At 67.3% G+C, this 16,195-nt stretch carries 12 protein-coding genes; 1 reads left to right on the top strand and 11 read right to left on the bottom strand.

Features of this window, described 5'->3' with window-relative positions; genetic code table 11:
* The 11 genes from EZ313_RS02400 to EZ313_RS02350 all read right to left on the bottom strand — a co-directional run bounded on the left by EZ313_RS02400 (position 1) and on the right by EZ313_RS02350 (position 10,300).
* The gene (locus EZ313_RS02400) at positions 1-1,068 is read right to left on the bottom strand and encodes a maleylacetate reductase (protein ID WP_135261626.1); all 1,068 of its coding nucleotides are present in this window, start codon (positions 1,066-1,068) and stop codon (positions 1-3) included.
* Entirely contained in the window at positions 1,065-1,715 is a 651-nt protein-coding gene (locus EZ313_RS02395; protein WP_135261625.1) for a 3-oxoacid CoA-transferase subunit B, read from the bottom strand. The genes EZ313_RS02400 and EZ313_RS02395 overlap by 4 nt, the downstream gene beginning before the upstream one ends.
* Position 1,716: 1 nt before the next feature.
* Complete coding sequence (locus tag EZ313_RS02390) at positions 1,717-2,418, bottom strand: 3-oxoacid CoA-transferase subunit A (protein WP_135261624.1); 702 nt, start codon at positions 2,416-2,418, stop codon at positions 1,717-1,719.
* 14 nt (positions 2,419-2,432) lie between these two features.
* Positions 2,433-3,485 carry a branched-chain amino acid ABC transporter permease gene (locus tag EZ313_RS02385; RefSeq protein ID WP_240788504.1) on the bottom strand — a complete coding sequence of 351 codons (1,053 nt, stop codon included), beginning with the start codon at positions 3,483-3,485 and terminating at the stop codon, positions 2,433-2,435.
* Between the two features lie 17 nt (positions 3,486-3,502).
* Positions 3,503-4,372 carry a branched-chain amino acid ABC transporter permease gene (locus EZ313_RS02380; protein ID WP_135261623.1) on the bottom strand — a complete coding sequence of 290 codons (870 nt, stop codon included), beginning with the start codon at positions 4,370-4,372 and terminating at the stop codon, positions 3,503-3,505.
* Positions 4,373-4,374: 2 nt separating this feature from the next.
* Positions 4,375-5,076 carry an ABC transporter ATP-binding protein gene (locus EZ313_RS02375; protein WP_135261622.1) on the bottom strand — a complete coding sequence of 234 codons (702 nt, stop codon included), beginning with the start codon at positions 5,074-5,076 and terminating at the stop codon, positions 4,375-4,377.
* Positions 5,073-5,795 carry an ABC transporter ATP-binding protein gene (locus tag EZ313_RS02370; RefSeq protein ID WP_135261621.1) on the bottom strand — a complete coding sequence of 241 codons (723 nt, stop codon included), beginning with the start codon at positions 5,793-5,795 and terminating at the stop codon, positions 5,073-5,075. Before EZ313_RS02370 ends, EZ313_RS02375 begins: the two co-directional genes overlap by 4 nt.
* A gap of 10 nt (positions 5,796-5,805) precedes the next feature.
* Entirely contained in the window at positions 5,806-7,077 is a 1,272-nt protein-coding gene (locus EZ313_RS02365; RefSeq protein WP_135261620.1) for an ABC transporter substrate-binding protein, read from the bottom strand.
* Positions 7,078-7,136: 59 nt separating this feature from the next.
* On the bottom strand, positions 7,137-8,603 hold the full coding sequence (locus tag EZ313_RS02360; protein WP_135263533.1) for an aldehyde dehydrogenase family protein: 1,467 nt from the start codon (positions 8,601-8,603) through the stop codon (positions 7,137-7,139).
* 164 nt (positions 8,604-8,767) lie between these two features.
* Entirely contained in the window at positions 8,768-9,775 is a 1,008-nt protein-coding gene (locus EZ313_RS02355; protein WP_135261619.1) for a hydroxyquinol 1,2-dioxygenase, read from the bottom strand.
* A gap of 18 nt (positions 9,776-9,793) precedes the next feature.
* The gene (locus EZ313_RS02350) at positions 9,794-10,300 is read right to left on the bottom strand and encodes a cupin domain-containing protein (protein WP_135261618.1); all 507 of its coding nucleotides are present in this window, start codon (positions 10,298-10,300) and stop codon (positions 9,794-9,796) included.
* A gap of 219 nt (positions 10,301-10,519) precedes the next feature.
* Here EZ313_RS02350 and EZ313_RS02345 point away from each other — a divergent pair, with 219 nt between their 5' ends.
* Positions 10,520-15,214: an RHS repeat-associated core domain-containing protein gene (locus EZ313_RS02345; RefSeq protein WP_135261617.1), complete on the top strand. Its 4,695-nt coding sequence runs from the start codon at positions 10,520-10,522 to the stop codon at positions 15,212-15,214.
* Positions 15,215-16,195 lie beyond the last annotated feature (981 nt).

Here is a 16,195-nt window from a genome sequence, read left to right as displayed (position 1 = left end):
CTAGCCGCGCGGCGAAGGGCGGCGGCCCTCGAACGCATCCTGAAGCAGCTGCCGGATCGCGTCCCGCTCGAGCGGCCGCGGATTCGGGTACTGGTTCTGCAACGCGATCTCGCACGCACGGTCCACGTCGCCTGCGGCCATGCCGATGTCGCGCAGCGCCGTCGGGGCCCCGTTCCTTTGCGCAAGGTCGAACGCACCCTGCGCCGCATCGGCGACCCCCAGCGCCCGCGCGATCCGCTGCATCGCCTCGGGCGCGGCGGGGGCGTTGTAGGCGAGCGCATGCGGAAGCACCACGGTGTGCGTTTCCGCGTGCGGCAGGTTGAAGCTGCCGCCCAGCGTGTGGCACAGCTTGTGGTGCAGCGCCATGCCGACGTTGCCCAGCACGGTACCGCACAGCCACGCGCCGTACAGAGCGTTCGAACGCGCCTCGATGTCGGCTGGATCGGCCTCGATGGCCGGCAGGCTGCGCGCGAACGCCGCGATCCCCTCCTGCGCCATCAGGTCCATGATGGGATTGCCATCGACCGAATAGAGCCCCTCGGCCGCGTGCGCGATCGCGTTGATGCCGCTGGTGACGCTCAGGGTGTTGGGCAGGCCCAGCGTGAGTTGCGGGTCGTAGATCACCGTGCGGGGCAGCACCTTGGCATCGCGGCCGGTCTTCTTCAGGCCGCCTTCCGTGATGCCGTAGATCGGCGTCATCTCGCTGCCGGCATAGGTGGTCGGGATGGCGACGATCGGCAGCCCTGAGTCCAGGGCGATCGCCTTGCCGAGGCCCGTCGTCGACCCGCCGCCGATGGCCACGGCGCAATCCGCGTTGAGCGAGCGTGCGACCTCGCGCGCTTCCCTCGCGGTCTCGACCGGCACGTGCATCACGGCGCGCGCGAAGATGCCCGCAGCCGCAGGACCCAGCATGTCGGCCACCCGCTCCGCCGACGCGCGCTGCCCGGCCGTGGAGAGCACGAGGGCGCGGCGCGCGCCCACCCGCTCGATCTCCTCGCGCAGCCGGGCCAGCGATCCCGCACCGAAGACCACGCGCGCGGCCTGCGCGGTGTAGACGAACGGCTTCATGCCGCGGGCCGCTCCAGCGGCAGGCCGACCATGCGCTGCAGCTCGGCGAGGTCCAGGCCCTCGACAGTGTCGATGACGCGCAGCCCTCGCGGCGTGCACTCGAACGTGGCGAGATCGGTGTAGACGCGCTTGACGCAGCCGATGCCGGTGAGCGGATACGTGCAGCGCTCGACCAGCTTGCTCTCGCCCGACTTCGTCAGCAGGTCCATCATCACCCAGGTCTGCCTGGCGCCGATGGCCAAGTCCATCGCGCCGCCCACGGCGGGGATGGCGTCCTTCTCGCCCGTGTGCCAGTTCGCCAGGTCGCCGGTGGCGGACACCTGGAAGGCGCCGAGCACGCAGATGTCCAGGTGGCCGCCGCGCATCATCCCGAAGCTGTCGGCGTGGTGGAAGTACGCGCCGCCGGGCAGCAGCGTCACCGGCTGCTTGCCGGCGTTGATCAGGTCGTAGTCCTCCTGGCCCCCGGGCGGCGCGGGGCCCATACCGAGGATGCCGTTCTCGCTGTGGAGGATGACCTCGGTGCCGGGCCGAAGATGATTGGCCACCAGCGTCGGCATGCCGATGCCGAGGTTGACGTACGCGCCATCGTGGATGTCCTGCGCCACGCGGCGTGCGAGCTGGTCCTTGGTCCTGCGTTGGTAGGCCATCTCACGCCGCCTTCCGGAAGCCGCCGGCTTCCGTGGTGGTGCGCGGCACCTGCACGAGCTGGGTGACGAAGATGCCGGGCGTGACGACCGACTCGGGATCGAGCGCCCCGAGCGGCACCACTTCGTGGACGCTGGCCACCGTCTTGCGCGCGGCGGTCGCCATCACCGGACCGAAGTTGCGGGCAGCCTTGCGGTACACGAGGTTGCCCCAGCGGTCGCCGCGCTCGGCCTTGATGAGGGCCAGGTCGCCGTGGATCGGGTACTCCAGCACGTAGGGGCGGCCGCCGATCTCGCGCGTCTCCTTGCCCTTGGCCAATTCGGTGCCGTAGCCCGTGGGCGTGAAGAACGCGCCGATGCCGGCACCGGCGGCGCGCAGGCGTTCGGCCAGGTTGCCCTGCGGCACCAGCTCCAGCTCGATCCGGCCGGAGCGGTAGAGCGCGTCGAACACATGGCTGTCCGCCTGGCGCGGAAAGCTGCAGATGATCTTGCGCACGCGGCCGGCCTTCAGCAGCGCGGCCAGGCCCGTGTCGCCGTTGCCCGCGTTGTTGTTGACCACGGTGAGTTCGCGCGCGCCCTGCGCGATCAGCCCGTCGATCAATTCGTTCGGGATGCCGGCCGTGCCGAAGCCGCCGATGAGGACCGTGCTGCCGTCCGCGAGGCCTTCCAGCGCGGCGGCGACGGAGGATGCGACCTTGTCGATCATTCTTTCCTTGCCAATTAGGTGACGGGTGACGCCGCCGCCGGTGCGGGCAGCAGGCGCCGCCGGGTCGGGAACAGCGTCCAGCCCCAGCGCTCCTGAGCGTAACCCCAAAGGCCCTGCTTGAAGTACAGCGTGACCAGCACGGCCAGCAGGCCCAGCCCCAGGAGGTACCAGGTGCCCCATTCGCTGAAGAACCTGTTGAGCGCCCAGAAGATCAGCGCGCCGACGATCGGCCCTTCGATCCGCCCGATGCCGCCGATCACGACCATGAAGATCGCGAAGGCCGTCCAGTTCACGCTGAAGGCGGCATCGGGACTGATGCGCAGGTTGCCGACGAAGTACAGCGCCCCGGCCAGTCCGGCCCCGAAGGCGGCCACCACATACACCGCCAGCTTCATGCGGCCCACCGCGATGCCCTGCGATTGCGCCGCCATCTCGTTGTCGCGGATCGCCAGCAGCGCCAGGCCATGGCGGCTGCGCAGGAAGAGGTACACGCCCGCGATGCAGGCGACCACGCTGGCCAGCGCGATCCAGTAGGTCAGGCCTTCGCGCGTCGCCTTGTCGATCCCGCGCAGCGCCGTCAGCGACGTTCCCGAGCCGCCGCCGATCGCCGGGATGTTGGCGATGGAGAGCCGGAACACCTCCGCGATCACCCAGGTGCCGATCGCGAAATAGCCGCCCTGCAGCCGGAAGGCCACGAGCGAAACCGGAACCGCGATCAAGGCCGCGGCGAGCGCGCCGATGGGAACGGCCAGGAACGGATTGACGCCGGCGAAGTTGCCCAGCACCAGCATCGCGTAGCCGCCCAGGCCGAAGAAGGCCTGCTGCCCGATGCTGACGAGCCCGCCGTAGCCGGCCAGCAGGTTCCACATCATCGCGAAGACGAAGTAGCAGGCGATCTCAACGAATTCGCGCATCCAGCTCGACTCTCCCCACCACGGCAGCGTGGCGGCGAACACGACGATCCCGCAGCCGGTCCAGGCGGCGATGCGCCCAGCGCGCGTGGCGATCTCCACCTGCGGCGCGACAGCGGGCACGCTTGCCATTTCGGGATTGAGCACGGCCGACATGGCGATTCGATCCCCCTTCAGCGCGTCTTCGGGAACAGCCCCTGCGGCCGCAGCACCAGCACGGCGAGGAACACGAGGTGGCCGAACCAGATGCCCCAGCCCGGATCGAAGCGGAAGCCGACCTGCTGGGCCACGCCGAGCAGCATCGCGCCGGCCAGCGTGCCCCAGAACGAGCCCATGCCGCCGATGATCACGGCCTCGAACGAGAAGAGCAGCAGCAGCGGACCGTCGGACGGCGCGACCGTGGTGCGCATGGCCTGCAGCACTCCGGCGATCGCCACCACGAGGAAAGCGATGCCGGTTGCCAGCGCATACACCCGGCCCGCGTGCAGCCCCATCAGCTCGGCGACTTCGGGGTCGTCCGACACGGCGCGGAACGAACGGCCGATGCTGGTGCCCGAGAACAGCCATTGCAGCGCCGCCGTCGCCGCGACGGCGATGAGGAGGATGAGCAGCGGGAGCGCACCGACGGTCATCGCGCCGAAGAACTCGACGCTGCGCGTGTTGAAGCCCGCCGTTTCGATGGAGCGCGGGTCCGCCGAGAACAGCTCGAGCAGCAGGTTCTGGATGACGATGGCCAGGCCGAAGGTGACGACCAGCGAAGGCATCGGGTCGCGCCCTACCGTTCCGTTGAGCACGAAGCGCTGCAACGCCCAGCCGACGGCGAACGAGACGGGAAGCAGCACAAGCGCGATGCCGGCAGTCGCACTTGGCGACGCGCCCACCAGCATCAGGCCCGCAATCGCACCGAAGGCTGCGAGCATGATGAAGTCACCATGCGCCGTATTCGTCAGGCGCATGACGCCGAACATCAGCGACTGCCCGAGCGCGAACAGGCCGTAGAGCCCGCCGAGCAGCACGCCTTGCACGAGGACGTCGGCCACCATGCTCAGGTCCCGAAATACGCCCGCGCGATCTGCTCGCGCGTGAGGCCGCCGGATGCGCCCGTGAGCGCGACGCGTCCTTCCTGGAAGCAGTACAGGCGGCGCGACACCTGCCGCGCCATGTCCACGTCCTGCTCCACGATCACCACCGTCATCCCTTCGCCGGTGATCTCGGGCATCGCCCGGTAGATCTCGCGGATGACGACGGGCGCGAGGCCGAGCGACAACTCGTCGCACAGCAGCAGGTCGGGGTTGCTCATGAGCGCGCGGCCGATCGCCACCATCTGCTGCTGGCCGCCGGACAGCGAAGTGGCGGGTTGGCGTCGCTTCTCCAGAAGGATGGGGAACAGCTTGTAGAGCCGCGCCAGGTGCCAGGGCCCGCGGCGCCCGGCGGCGGCGCCCATCAGGAGGTTCTCCTCGACGGAGAGGCTCGGAAAGAGACGCCGGCCTTCGGGCACGAGCGCGACACCGCGCCGCACGATCTCGCCGGGCGCCCGGCCGCCGATCGGCTCGCCCTGGTAGCGCACCATCTCCGCGGGCACCTTCACCAGCCCGGTCAGCGCCTTCAGGAAGGTCGACTTCCCCGCCCCGTTGGCGCCGATGATGGCCACCAGCTCGCCGCGGTCGATGTGGAAGTCGATGCCGAACAGCGCCTGCGCATCGCCGTAGAAGGCTTTCAGCCCGTGGGTGGACAGCACGGTGCTCATGCGGCCTCCAGGCCCATGTAGACACGGCGCACCTGCGGATCGGCCATCACCGCCTGCGGAGGGCCCTCGGCCAGCTTGCGGCCGAAGTCGATGACGAACAGGCGATCGGCGATCGAGAGCAGCGCATGCACCACGTGCTCGATCCACACCATCGTCAGCCCGCGCGCCTTGATGCGCCGCAGTTCCGCCACGAGTTCCTGCGCTTCGGGTTCGGTCAGGCCGCCGGCGATCTCGTCCAGCAGCAGCAGCTTCGGCCGCGTGGCCAGCGCCCGCGCGAGTTCGAGCCGCTTGCGGTTGAGCAGCGTCAGGCCGCCGGCCGGCTTGTTGGCGTGCGGCAGCAGCCCCGTCTCCTGCAGCACCTCGTGCGCGGTGAGCCAGGCCTGCCGCTCCGGCAACTGGCCGCCGAAGCAGGCGGCGGTGACCAGGTTCTCGAATACCGTCATCGCGCCGAAAGGCTGCGGCACCTGGTAGCTGCGGCCGATGCCGGCGCGGCAGCGGTGGTGGGGCTTGAGACGTGTGATGTCGCGGCCCTGGTACTCGATGCGGCCGGCATCGACCGGCACGTCGCCCGAGACCAGGTTGAACAGCGTGGTCTTGCCCGCCCCGTTCGGCCCCAGGATGCCCAGCGTCTCGCCTTCGGCGACCGACAGCGTGATGCCGTCGGTCACCTTCAGCGCGCCGTAGGACTTGCCGACGTCGTGGAGCGCGAGCAGGGGCATGGCCGTGGCGTCAGCTCGCCGCCGCGATCGGCTTGAGCGAGCCGCCGGTGGGGATCTGCTTGTAGGCCTCGTTGTTGACGATCACCAGGTCGTACTTGTACTTGCCACCTTTCACCCACTGGCCGAGCACGAGCGGCGTCTTGCTCACGTTCTTGAACGGCCCCTGGCCGCCCCACTTCACCGGGCCGACCACCGTCTGCAGGTCGGTGGCGGCGAGGGCATCGCGCACGTCGCCGGCCTTGAGCGACTTGCTGCGCGACAGCGTATTGGCCGCGACCTCGAACAGCGCGTGCGCGAAGCCGACCGGCTGCGTCCACTGCTTCTTCGCGCCGGCCTCGTACGCCTCGGCCAGTTGCTTCGCGGATTGCTTCGTCAGCGACGACGCGAACGGGTGCGAGGGGCTCCACCACACTTCCGTGGACAGGCCCTCGCCGAGGTCGCCCAGCGCCTCGATCGCTCCGGGGAAGAGCAGCGCCTTGCCCAGCGTGATCACCTTGGGCCGGAAGCCCTGCTGGCGCGCCTGCGTCAGGAAGGTCTTGGCATCCGGCGGGATGACGACGCCGGTGACGATCTCCACGCCATCGGACTTGAACCGCGCGATCTGCGCGCTGAAGTCCTGCGTGCCGTTCTGGAAGCGGCCGGGGTCGGTGAGCGTGAACCCCATCTCCGACAGCGGCTTCGGGAAGCCGCGCTCCTTGTCGCCCCAGGCGTTGCCGTCGCCGTCGTTGGGGAACAGCCCGCCGACCTTCTTGTTGGTCTGCACGGTCTTCCAGCCGTTGGTGAAGTTGGCGATGACGTCTTCCAGGCCCCAGAAGAAGTGGTAGGTCCAGTTGAAGCCCTTGGCCGGATCGCCCTTGCGGCCGAAGAACCAGGGCTGCCAGGGCACCACGCTGGAGATGCAGGGCACCTCGTTGAGCTCGCACGCGTCGCTTACCGGGTTGGACGTCTCCGGGGTTCCGGCCGTCAGCACCAGCGCCACCTTGTCCTTCAGGATCAGGTCGTTGGCGACTTCGCCCGCGCGGTTGGGATTGGACTGGCTGTCCTTGAGCACCACCTGCACGCCACCGAATTTCCTGCCGCCGACCGTGAGGCCGCCCTTCATCGCGTTCTTCATCTGCTCGATGACCCACTTGTCCGCTTCGCCGAAGGGCGCGAGCGGGCCGGTCTGCGGCGAGACGTAGCCGATCTTGAGCGTGTCGGCCTGGGCGAACGCCCGCGGCACGGCGCCCGCGGCGACGAGCGCGGCGGCGCCCTGGGTGAACTGTCTGCGATTCAGTTGCATGGCTGTCTCCTTTGGGGGTGGCGGTTGGGAAAGAGGCGGTCCTTGTCGCGGGCACGTCCTCAGCGGCGGTAATGCGGCGGTATCTGCGCGTCCACGTTGACCCAGACGCTCTTGACCTGCGTGTACTCGCGCATGGCGTCGAAGCCCATCTCGCGGCCATAGCCGCTCTGGCCGACGCCGCCGAACGGCGAGCCCGGGTTCACGCGCTTGTAGCTGTTGATCCAGACCATGCCCGCGTGCAGGTCGCGGGCGAAGCGGTGGGCTCGCTGCAGGTTCGACGTCCACAGCCCGCTGCCCAGCCCGTACTGCGTGCCGTTGGCGATCTCCAGCGCCTGGGCATCGTCCTTGAACGTCAGCACCGTGACGAACGGGCCGAACACTTCCTCCTGCGCGACGCGGTCGCGCCAGCTCGCCGCGCGCACGATGGTGGGCTCGACGTAGCAGCCGCGCGAGAGGTCGGCCACGTCGGGCGTCCTGCCGCCGGCCAGCACTTCGCCGCCCTCCTCGCGCGCGACGTCCACATAGGACAGCACACGTTGCTGGTGCTGCGAGCTGGTGAGCGGCCCCATCTCGGTCGCCTCGTCGAGCGGATTGCCCAGCCGGATCGAGCGAGCCAGCGGGACGAACTTCTCGAGGAAGGCGTCGGCGATCTTTTCGTGCAGCAGCAGCCGCGACCCGGCGATGCAGGCCTGGCCCTGGTTGTGGAAGATCGCCCAGGCGCTGCCGTTCACGGCGGCGACCAGGTTGGCATCCTCGAACACGATGTTCGGACCCTTGCCGCCCAGCTCCAGCTGCACCTTCTTCAGGTTGCCGGCGGACGCTTGCACGATGCGGCGGCCGGTGGCCGTGCTGCCGGTGAACGCGATCTTGGCGATGCCCACGTGCTCGGCGATGTACTGGCCGGCCACGTTGCCCAGGCCCGGGAGGATGTTCACGACGCCGTTCGGCAGGCCCGCCTGCGCCATCAGCTCGCCGATTTTGAGCGAGGTCAGCGGCGTGATCTCCGCGGGCTTGAGCACGATGCAGTTGCCCGCCGCCAGCGCCGGCGCCATCTTCCAGCTGGTGAACATCAGAGGGAAGTTCCAAGGCACCACCTGCCCGACCACGCCGACCGGCTCGCGCAGCGTGTAGTTGAGGAAGCCGGCTTCGACGGGGATCGTCTCGCCCTGGAACTTGTCGGCCATGCCGCCGAAGTAGCGGAAGCAGGCCGCCGTGCGCGGCACGTCCAGCATGCGCGAGTCGCGCAGCGGATGGCCCGTGTCCATCGATTCGAGGCGCGCCAGGTCGTCCGTGTTGGCTTCGATCAGGTCCGCCAGCTTGAGCAGGATGCGCCCGCGCTCGGCTGCGGGCATTCTGCTCCACGCCGGAAAGGCCCGCTGCGCGGCGGCCACCGCACGATCGACGTCGGCCTGCGCGGCCAGCGCCACGTTGGCGATGACGCTGTTGTCGTGCGGGTTGAGCGTCGGAAGCGTCTCGCCGGACAGCGCGTCGGTGAACTCGCCGTCGATGAAGAGCTGGTGGCGGATGGGCGTCTTCAGGGCCTGGGGGGCCGCCGTGGTTTCCATGAATAGTCTCTTCAGGTCTTTGATGCACGAATCCGTCATCCCCGCGGAGGCGGGGATCCAGGGAGCGCGCGCAGCGCGCAAAAAATCGGAAGCCTGGGTCCCCGCCTCCGCGGGGACGACGAGTACTAGAACTTCACGGGTACCTCGGGCGCCTCGCCCTTCTGGATCTCGTACACGAGCGTCGGCGAGCCGTTCTCCCACACCAGCAGCATCGAGCGCTTGGGGCTGTAGCCCTGGTGGCGGCAGTAGGCCGGCATGGCGGCCATGTCGCCGGCCTTCATGATCACGCGCGCGAGCGGCTTGCCGGTGTTCTTGTCGGCGCAGTCCCAGTGGATCTCGTCGCACATCTGGAAGAACCACTCCACGCGGTCGTTGCCGTGGATGATGGGCAGGATGTGCTCCTCGGTCGTCGGGCACATGTAGCTGTGCTTCACGACGCTGGTGAACGAGGGGTTCCAGGTCACCTGGCTGCGCGAGAGGAAGGCGAACAGGTTGAACGCGTGCACCTCGTTCTCGAAGCCCGGCTCGGGATGCAGCTCCGGATGGTCCTGCGGCACGTCGGCGAAGGCGCGGTTGACGGGTGCGCCGCGTTCGTCGGTGCGCAGCGGCAGGTCGCCCTTCAGGCCCACGCAGCGCGTGGCCAGCTCGCGGGCACGCGTGATGGCCGGCCGGTTGTGGCCGCGCTTGCGGCCGTAGGGCGTGCCGGTTTCCTGCGGCGCGGCGAAGGGGTCGAAGCCTTCGTTGGTCCAGTCGTCGAGCATCTGCTCGAAGGTGGCGCGGATCTGGTCGGTCGGGAAGTTCTCCAGCAGGTCCACCCCCGCTTCCTTCATCGTGCCGTTGAAGCTGCCGGCATACAGGTCGACCGACTTGTAGTGGTTGACGGTGCCGATCACGTGGTCGAAGTTGACCCAGCCGTAGAAGAAGCCCCAGGCCACGTCGCGCATCAGGGCGCGCATGAAGTTGCCGATGTCCATCGTGTGCGACAGCGGTCGGCCGTCGCGCGTGGTCCAGCGGATGTGCGCGAAGTACTCGTCGCGCGCGAACTTGAAGCTGCCCAGCGAGAAGCTCTTGTAGCCCATGGTCGCGTCGGGCTGCGAGGCGATGACCTTGGCGAGTTCGGTCGGTGCGTTCATGGCGTGTTCTCCTTCCCGCTACTTCGTCTGGCAGATCTCGGTCCACTTCTCGACGGAGAGGCGGCCCTTGCAGGTCTGCACGATGAGGACGGCCGGCCTGGCCGAGCGGAACTGGTACGCGCAGTTCTTCGGCAGCATCCCCTGGTGGCCGCGGCGAAGCTTCATCCAGCCCATGCGTGCGCCCTTCGGCTCGCCCTCGACCAGGACGGCGCCGTTGTGCTCGGCGTCGGGCACCTGCTGCTGCGCATCGAGCTTGACCAGGTGCACCTCGACTTCGCCGTCCATGCACAGCGCGAACTCGTCGTGCGCGCAGGTGAACCAGGGGGACGTGCCTTCGGCGCGCACGACCTCCATCACGTAGACCTGGTTCTGCCCGAACACCACGCGCTCGTACGGGCGGCTCTTCGATGCGATCTCGAAGCAGTTGGAGAACGCGTAGTTGCGCACGTCATCCGTGATCGGTTCGACGCGTCCCTTGTCGTAGCTCGCAAGCGAGCCGAATTTCGTCTGGTAGGCCACGGCCATCGTCGTCTCCTCGTTGCAGGCGCAGCGTGCTGCTGCGAGGCCCGAACTGTAGGAAGCGGGTTGGCGCAGCGGTAGGCGTCGGATGAAGACTGTGTCGTTCGCGGTTCGCGAACAATGCTGCGGGTAATCCCTAGCCAGCCGGTCGGCAGGACCTTGAGCCTTCCTCCCTCGCCACCCTGAAGTCAAGCATTCCCTGCTGACCTTCAGGAGGGGTGGGACATGGACCAGTGGAGAGCGTTCGCGCGGCGATGCATGGAAATGGCCGCGTTCTTCGTGCTGTTGGGTAGCACTGCAGGCAGTGCCGTTGCGGCCGAGAAGTACCGCGTCACCGTGCCGGCGTATGGCAATAACGAGACGACCAATCCGGCCATGTGCAACGACGAGGCCCAGCCGTGGTACTCCACACCGCAGGAAGCCTGCCAGGGCGCCGCGGCCGTCCATCCGAATTGCGACCGCTACTCGGCCGTCTATGCCGGGCACGTGGCCACGCTCGTCACCCCGACCACATGTTTCGTCAGCTGGAACTATCGCAACGCCGGCAGCCCGATCTGGAGCAGCTTCAGCGCCACCTGGGGCCTGAGCCTGTGCTCGCAGAACGGCCTGTGCGCATCCGGCAACACGCCCGAACCGGAGGCGGGCGGCCCTTCACAGGCCGGCATGTGCGCAGGCAACCCGATCGTGCCCGCCACCGGCGAGAAGCTGCAGCACGAGCACGACTACAGCGACTCGGGCGCCGATCCGCTGCATCTGGTGCGGACCTTCAAGAGCAGCCGCGGCCTGGGACCGGCCGCCGCACAGGATGCGGGGCTGGGGCGGACCTGGTCGCACAACCACGCGGTGTTCGTCCGACAGAGCCCGCCCGCCGTGGACTGCGCCACACGCTATTTCGTGCCGCCGCAGGCGCGCGGATTCAAGGCCGCCGCGCGCCTGCAGGCGTGCCAGCTGTATGCCGGTTCGCTCGATCCCGCGTGGGTGGCCCAGATGCACGACGGAAGCGAGCCGAACGCAGGCGCTTATCTCCCGACGGGCGACTACTGCAAGATCCACAAGTACCTGAACGGCGCCCACGTGGGGACGATCTTCGGCGTTCGCACCATCGATGCGGGCGCATGCGGGCCGGTGGGCTATTCAGGCATCACGGCTGAAGTCGTGTTCGGGGACGGAACCGCGCGCAGCTTCCAGAAGGACCCCGTCACGGGCAACTGGCTCTCGCTCGACGCGGCCGACACGCTGACGCTCACCGACTCGGGCCTGCTGTACCGCCGGCATGACGACGACAGCACCTTCCAATTCGACGCAAAGGGGCGCCTGCTATCGGTAACGCAGCGCAATGGCTGGGTGAGGACCTACACGTACAGCACGAGCAGCACGCCGCCCAACGTTGCACCTGCGCCGGGCTTGCTGATCGCCGTCACCAACCAGTTCGGACGATCGCTCCTCTTCGCGTACAACGCGGCCGGCCAGCTCTCCGGCATCACCGCCCCCGATGAACAGGCCATCCTGTACCACTACGAAAGCACGTCGCCGGGCGCTCGCCTGACGGCCGTGATCGGCGGCGCTGCGGGTGCCGATGCCCGAACCTATCGCTACGACAACGCGGCCTATCCACAGTTGCTCACGGGCATCGACGAATCGGGCGTGCGGCTGGCGAGCTTTGCCTACGACGGCCTGGGTCGCGCGATCAGCACCCAGCATGCACAGGGAGCGGACCTGCACTCCGTCGCTTATGGCAATGGCTTCGCGACTGTCACGGATCCGCTGGGGACCCAGCGGACCTTCAGCTACGGCACGGCGCACGGCAAGCTCGTGGTCACGGGCGCTACGCAGCCCACCGGGCGCAGTGACGATGCCGCGAGCCGCGTGCAGGACGCGAATGGCTTCCTTGCCTCCGAAACGGACTACCTGGGGATTCAAACCTTCTACACCTGGGAAGCCAGCCGGCGCCTGCCGGTCTCGGTGACTCGCGCATCGGGCCGGCCCGAGGCCCGGACCACCGAGACCCAGTGGCATCCGAACTACCGGTTGCCTCTGCAAATCCGGGGGCCGGGCCGCAGCACCACCTTCACGTACGACCAGGCCGGCAACAAGCTCACCGAAACCGTGGCCGACACCGGCACGGGCGCGGCGCGAACCTGGTCCTGGACGTGGAATGCCCAGGGGCTCGTCACGAGCGCGACCGACCCCAACAACAGGACATGGCAATACGCGTACGACGGCGTTGGCAACCTCGAGGTCGAGACCAATCCGCTGGGGCAACTGACACGCTACACGCACGACGCGGGCGGCCGAGTTCTCAGCCGCACGGCGCCGAATGGTCTGTTCACGAGCTACGCCTATGACTCGCGCGGGCGATTGCTGAGCGCCGATCGCGCCGGCGAGCGCACCACCTACGCCTATGCGTCGACCGGGCTGCTCGAGTCCGTGCGTTTGCCGAACGGTCACCAGATCGCATTTCGCCATGACACCGCGCGCCGTCTGGTGGGCTGGTCGGACAACCGGGGGGCGAACGGTGTCTACGTGCTCGACGCGATGGGCAACCGCACGAGCGAGCAGCTTCGCGACGCCGCCGGCAACCTCGTGTGGCAGCTGGCCCGCACCATCAATGCGGTCAACCGCGTCGCCAACGAAACGCTCGGCGGCAACCAGAGCCTTGGGTTCGGCTACGACGCCAATGCGGACCTGAGCCGCCAGACGAACGGACTGGGTCAGAGCACCAGCTATTCGATCGACGGCCTGCGCAGAGTCATCGCCGTCACCGATGCAGCGAATGCTCGCGCGACCCTGGCGTACGACGCCCTGGACGGCATCACGGCTGCCGCCGATTTCAAGGGCGCGACCACGACCTACGCGCGCAACGCATTCGGCGAGGCCACGGGCGAGAGCAGCGCCGACATCGGATCGCGCGCGACCCGCCACGACGCCGCGGGCCTGCCGACGGAAATCACGGACGCGCTGGGCCAGGTCACCACCATTCAGCGAGATGGGCTGGGACGGCCGACCCAACTGACCTTTGCAGATGGCGCCGCCACCCTGCTGCGGTACGACCTGACCGGTCCCGACTTCGACGCCCCCGGCACGGTGAACGCGAGCCGCGGCCATCTGAGCGAGGTGCAGGATCGCAGCGGCACCACGAAGTGGCAGCGCGACATCTTCGGGCGCGTCACCCGGAAGGTGCAAACCATGCCGAACGTCGGCACCTTTACCGCTGGCTATTCGTACAACGCCCAAGGCCTGCCGGACTCGCTCACGTATCCGACGGGCGGGCAACTGAAGTACCGTTACTCGCCAGCGGGGCAGCTCATCGGCCTGGACTGGAACGGCTCGCCACTGGTGAACGGGATCACCTGGAACGCCCTGGGCCTGCCCACCGGCTGGACCTGGGCCTTTGCCGCTCCCCTGGCTGCCAGCCGCAGCTACGACACGGCCGGACGCGTGACCGCGACCGAGATCTCCAGCTATGGCTACGACGCGGCCGGCCGCATCACCAGCCTTGCTCAGCAACTCGGCCAGCCCGCCGGCAGCGACCCGCTCGGCACCGGCATCAGCTTCGTGACTATTCCCTTCTCCGTGGCTTACGACGCGGTGGGTCGCATCACGAGTTTCGGAAATGCCTCCGCGAACACGACCTTCAGCTACGACGCCAACGGTAACCGCCTGCGCTCCGTCATGACCGAAGGCGCCGACATCCAGAAGCGCGAGTACACCGTCGATGGCGACGGCAACCGCCTTCTGGGGTTCGCTCATACGGCGAGCGGAACTGCGGGCACCGTGTCCGCGGTGGTCACGTATGGCTACAACGCCAACGGTGACCTCACCAGCGACGGGCTGCGCCACTACGCCTACGACGCCGAGGGGCGGCTGTCCTCGATGGCCGCCGGCAGCGGCGATACAGCGCCGGTGACGCGCTATGCCCACAACGCGCTGGGGCAGCGCGTCTTCAAGACCGACCCGGCCTATGTCATCCCGGTAGAACAGGACGAGGGGCTGCTGAAATCGATCGTGACGTTCTTCTCGCGCATGTTCAGCCCGAAGACCCAGGAGGCCGACCAGCTCGGTTTCGCCTACGTCTACGACGAGGACGGCTCATTGCTGTCCGAGATCGGCACCGGCGGGGCGCACAGCACCGGCTCCACCAACTACGTCTGGCTGCCCACTCCACGCGGCCCCATGCCGGTGGCGGCCATCATCAACGGCTCGATCTTCGCGGTGCATGCCGACCACCTGAACACGCCCAGGCGCCTGACCGACAGCAGCGGCCGGCCGGTCTGGCAATGGAAGTTCAGCGCGTTCGGCGACGAGGAGCCGAGGAGGGCGGCGCACAGGTTCGCGCATCCGTCGGAGGGGTTCACGACCAACGTGCCGGATGTCGTCTTCAATCTCAGGTACCCGGGCCAGTATGCGGATCGGGAGTCGGGGCTGCACTACAACTACTTCCGGTCCTACAGCCCGAGAGATGGCGCGCGATACACGCAGCCGGATCCGATTGGCTTGCGAGGGGGATGGAACAGATTCAGCTATGTCCGGAACTCGCCTCTGATGGCAACTGACCCCACTGGATTGCTTGAGTTTAATAAGCCACCTCCCGCAACGGTGCCACCAGAGGGAGAAACGTTTGCGGCGCTGGTTTGCCTCGAAACCTGCCTCAAGGGAACTACAGGCAATTTGAATCTGAATCTGCTCGCGACTGGAGGCGCGGAAAAAGGAGGTCACTCCTCCAAATCGCACCACTACAAGGGCGAGGCCTGCGATATCGCTGGTCCAAAATCAAACAAAGGGGTCACCGACGCAGATGCGAAAATGTGTGCCAAGGCGTGCGGATTCGGAGCGGGCCATTTTGAAACGTTCCCGAACAATCCAAACCGAGATCATTGGCACTTCCAACTCACACCAGGAAATGGCGTCCCTGCGTTGTGACATCGAGGCCCACGATGATTAGGATTCTTCGGACTCTCATCCTGGTATGGTTGTCCTGGACGCAGATTGGCGTATTCGCGTCGGGTGAGTCGGCATATGAGGACGAGTTACGTGCCATACCTGAGGGTCCTGCCAAGCTAGGTCACGCTAAAGGGCTGAACTGGGCTGAGTACTGCCTAGATGAGACATGCGACGTGATCCGTACGAGGCATCGCATTGATCGCAATAAATTGTCTGGGCTAGCGCTTGCATACTTCTTCTACGTCTCAGATTACAGCTATTTGCGCTCTTGGAAAGAAAGCGAAGCAGTGAGGAGAAAGGTCGACTTCTTTCTTGAGCTTCAAGGTGCGGATGAATGCCGGGACAAAGTCGGGCGGGACCGCGCGATCTGTGTTGTGCGCGCTCTTGCAGAAAGATATCAACTAGAAATCCTCTTCATCCGACACGATGAGGGTAGAGCATCAGTGCAGCGACTGCGGCGCGATCAGGCTATCAAATGAGTTCTCCTATGTCGGTGGGAACCCCCTGAGTCGCATTGATCCCACGGGCCTTGACTTCGTTGTGGTCACCGGAGGTTCGCGTGAGAGGTCGAATCCGTTTGGCCACACGGGCGTAGGCGTCACAGGCTCGGGAATGTTTAGCTACGGCAACAACGCTGGGCTAGGAAGCGGACCGCTGTCGTACATCACAGACCAAGCGCAGTACCGCGATCAGACGATCCACTTTCATTCCGCGCACGCCCGCGCAGGACCAGGCTGCGCTCGACAACCTGTCTGGCAACGGCTGCAAAAAACTGTGTTGGCATCCCCGACAACTGCGCTGTGCGCACCGACTCGGCGCTGCGTGCTGGTGGCGTGAACACTGGTATGTGGCCCTTCCCCGGAGGGGCGGCGCGTGATGCGATGCGCGCGCCAGGTGCGACGACGTACTACGTTCCGCAAGGGGGTTCGCTGCCTCAAGGCCTGGTGGATGCTCTGAGGC

The organism is Ramlibacter henchirensis (assembly GCF_004682015.1).
In the GTDB taxonomy this organism is placed as follows: domain Bacteria; phylum Pseudomonadota; class Gammaproteobacteria; order Burkholderiales; family Burkholderiaceae_C; genus Ramlibacter; species Ramlibacter henchirensis.
Note: the sequence above shows the minus strand (reverse complement) of the source record. Positions and strands in the feature narration are given on the sequence as shown.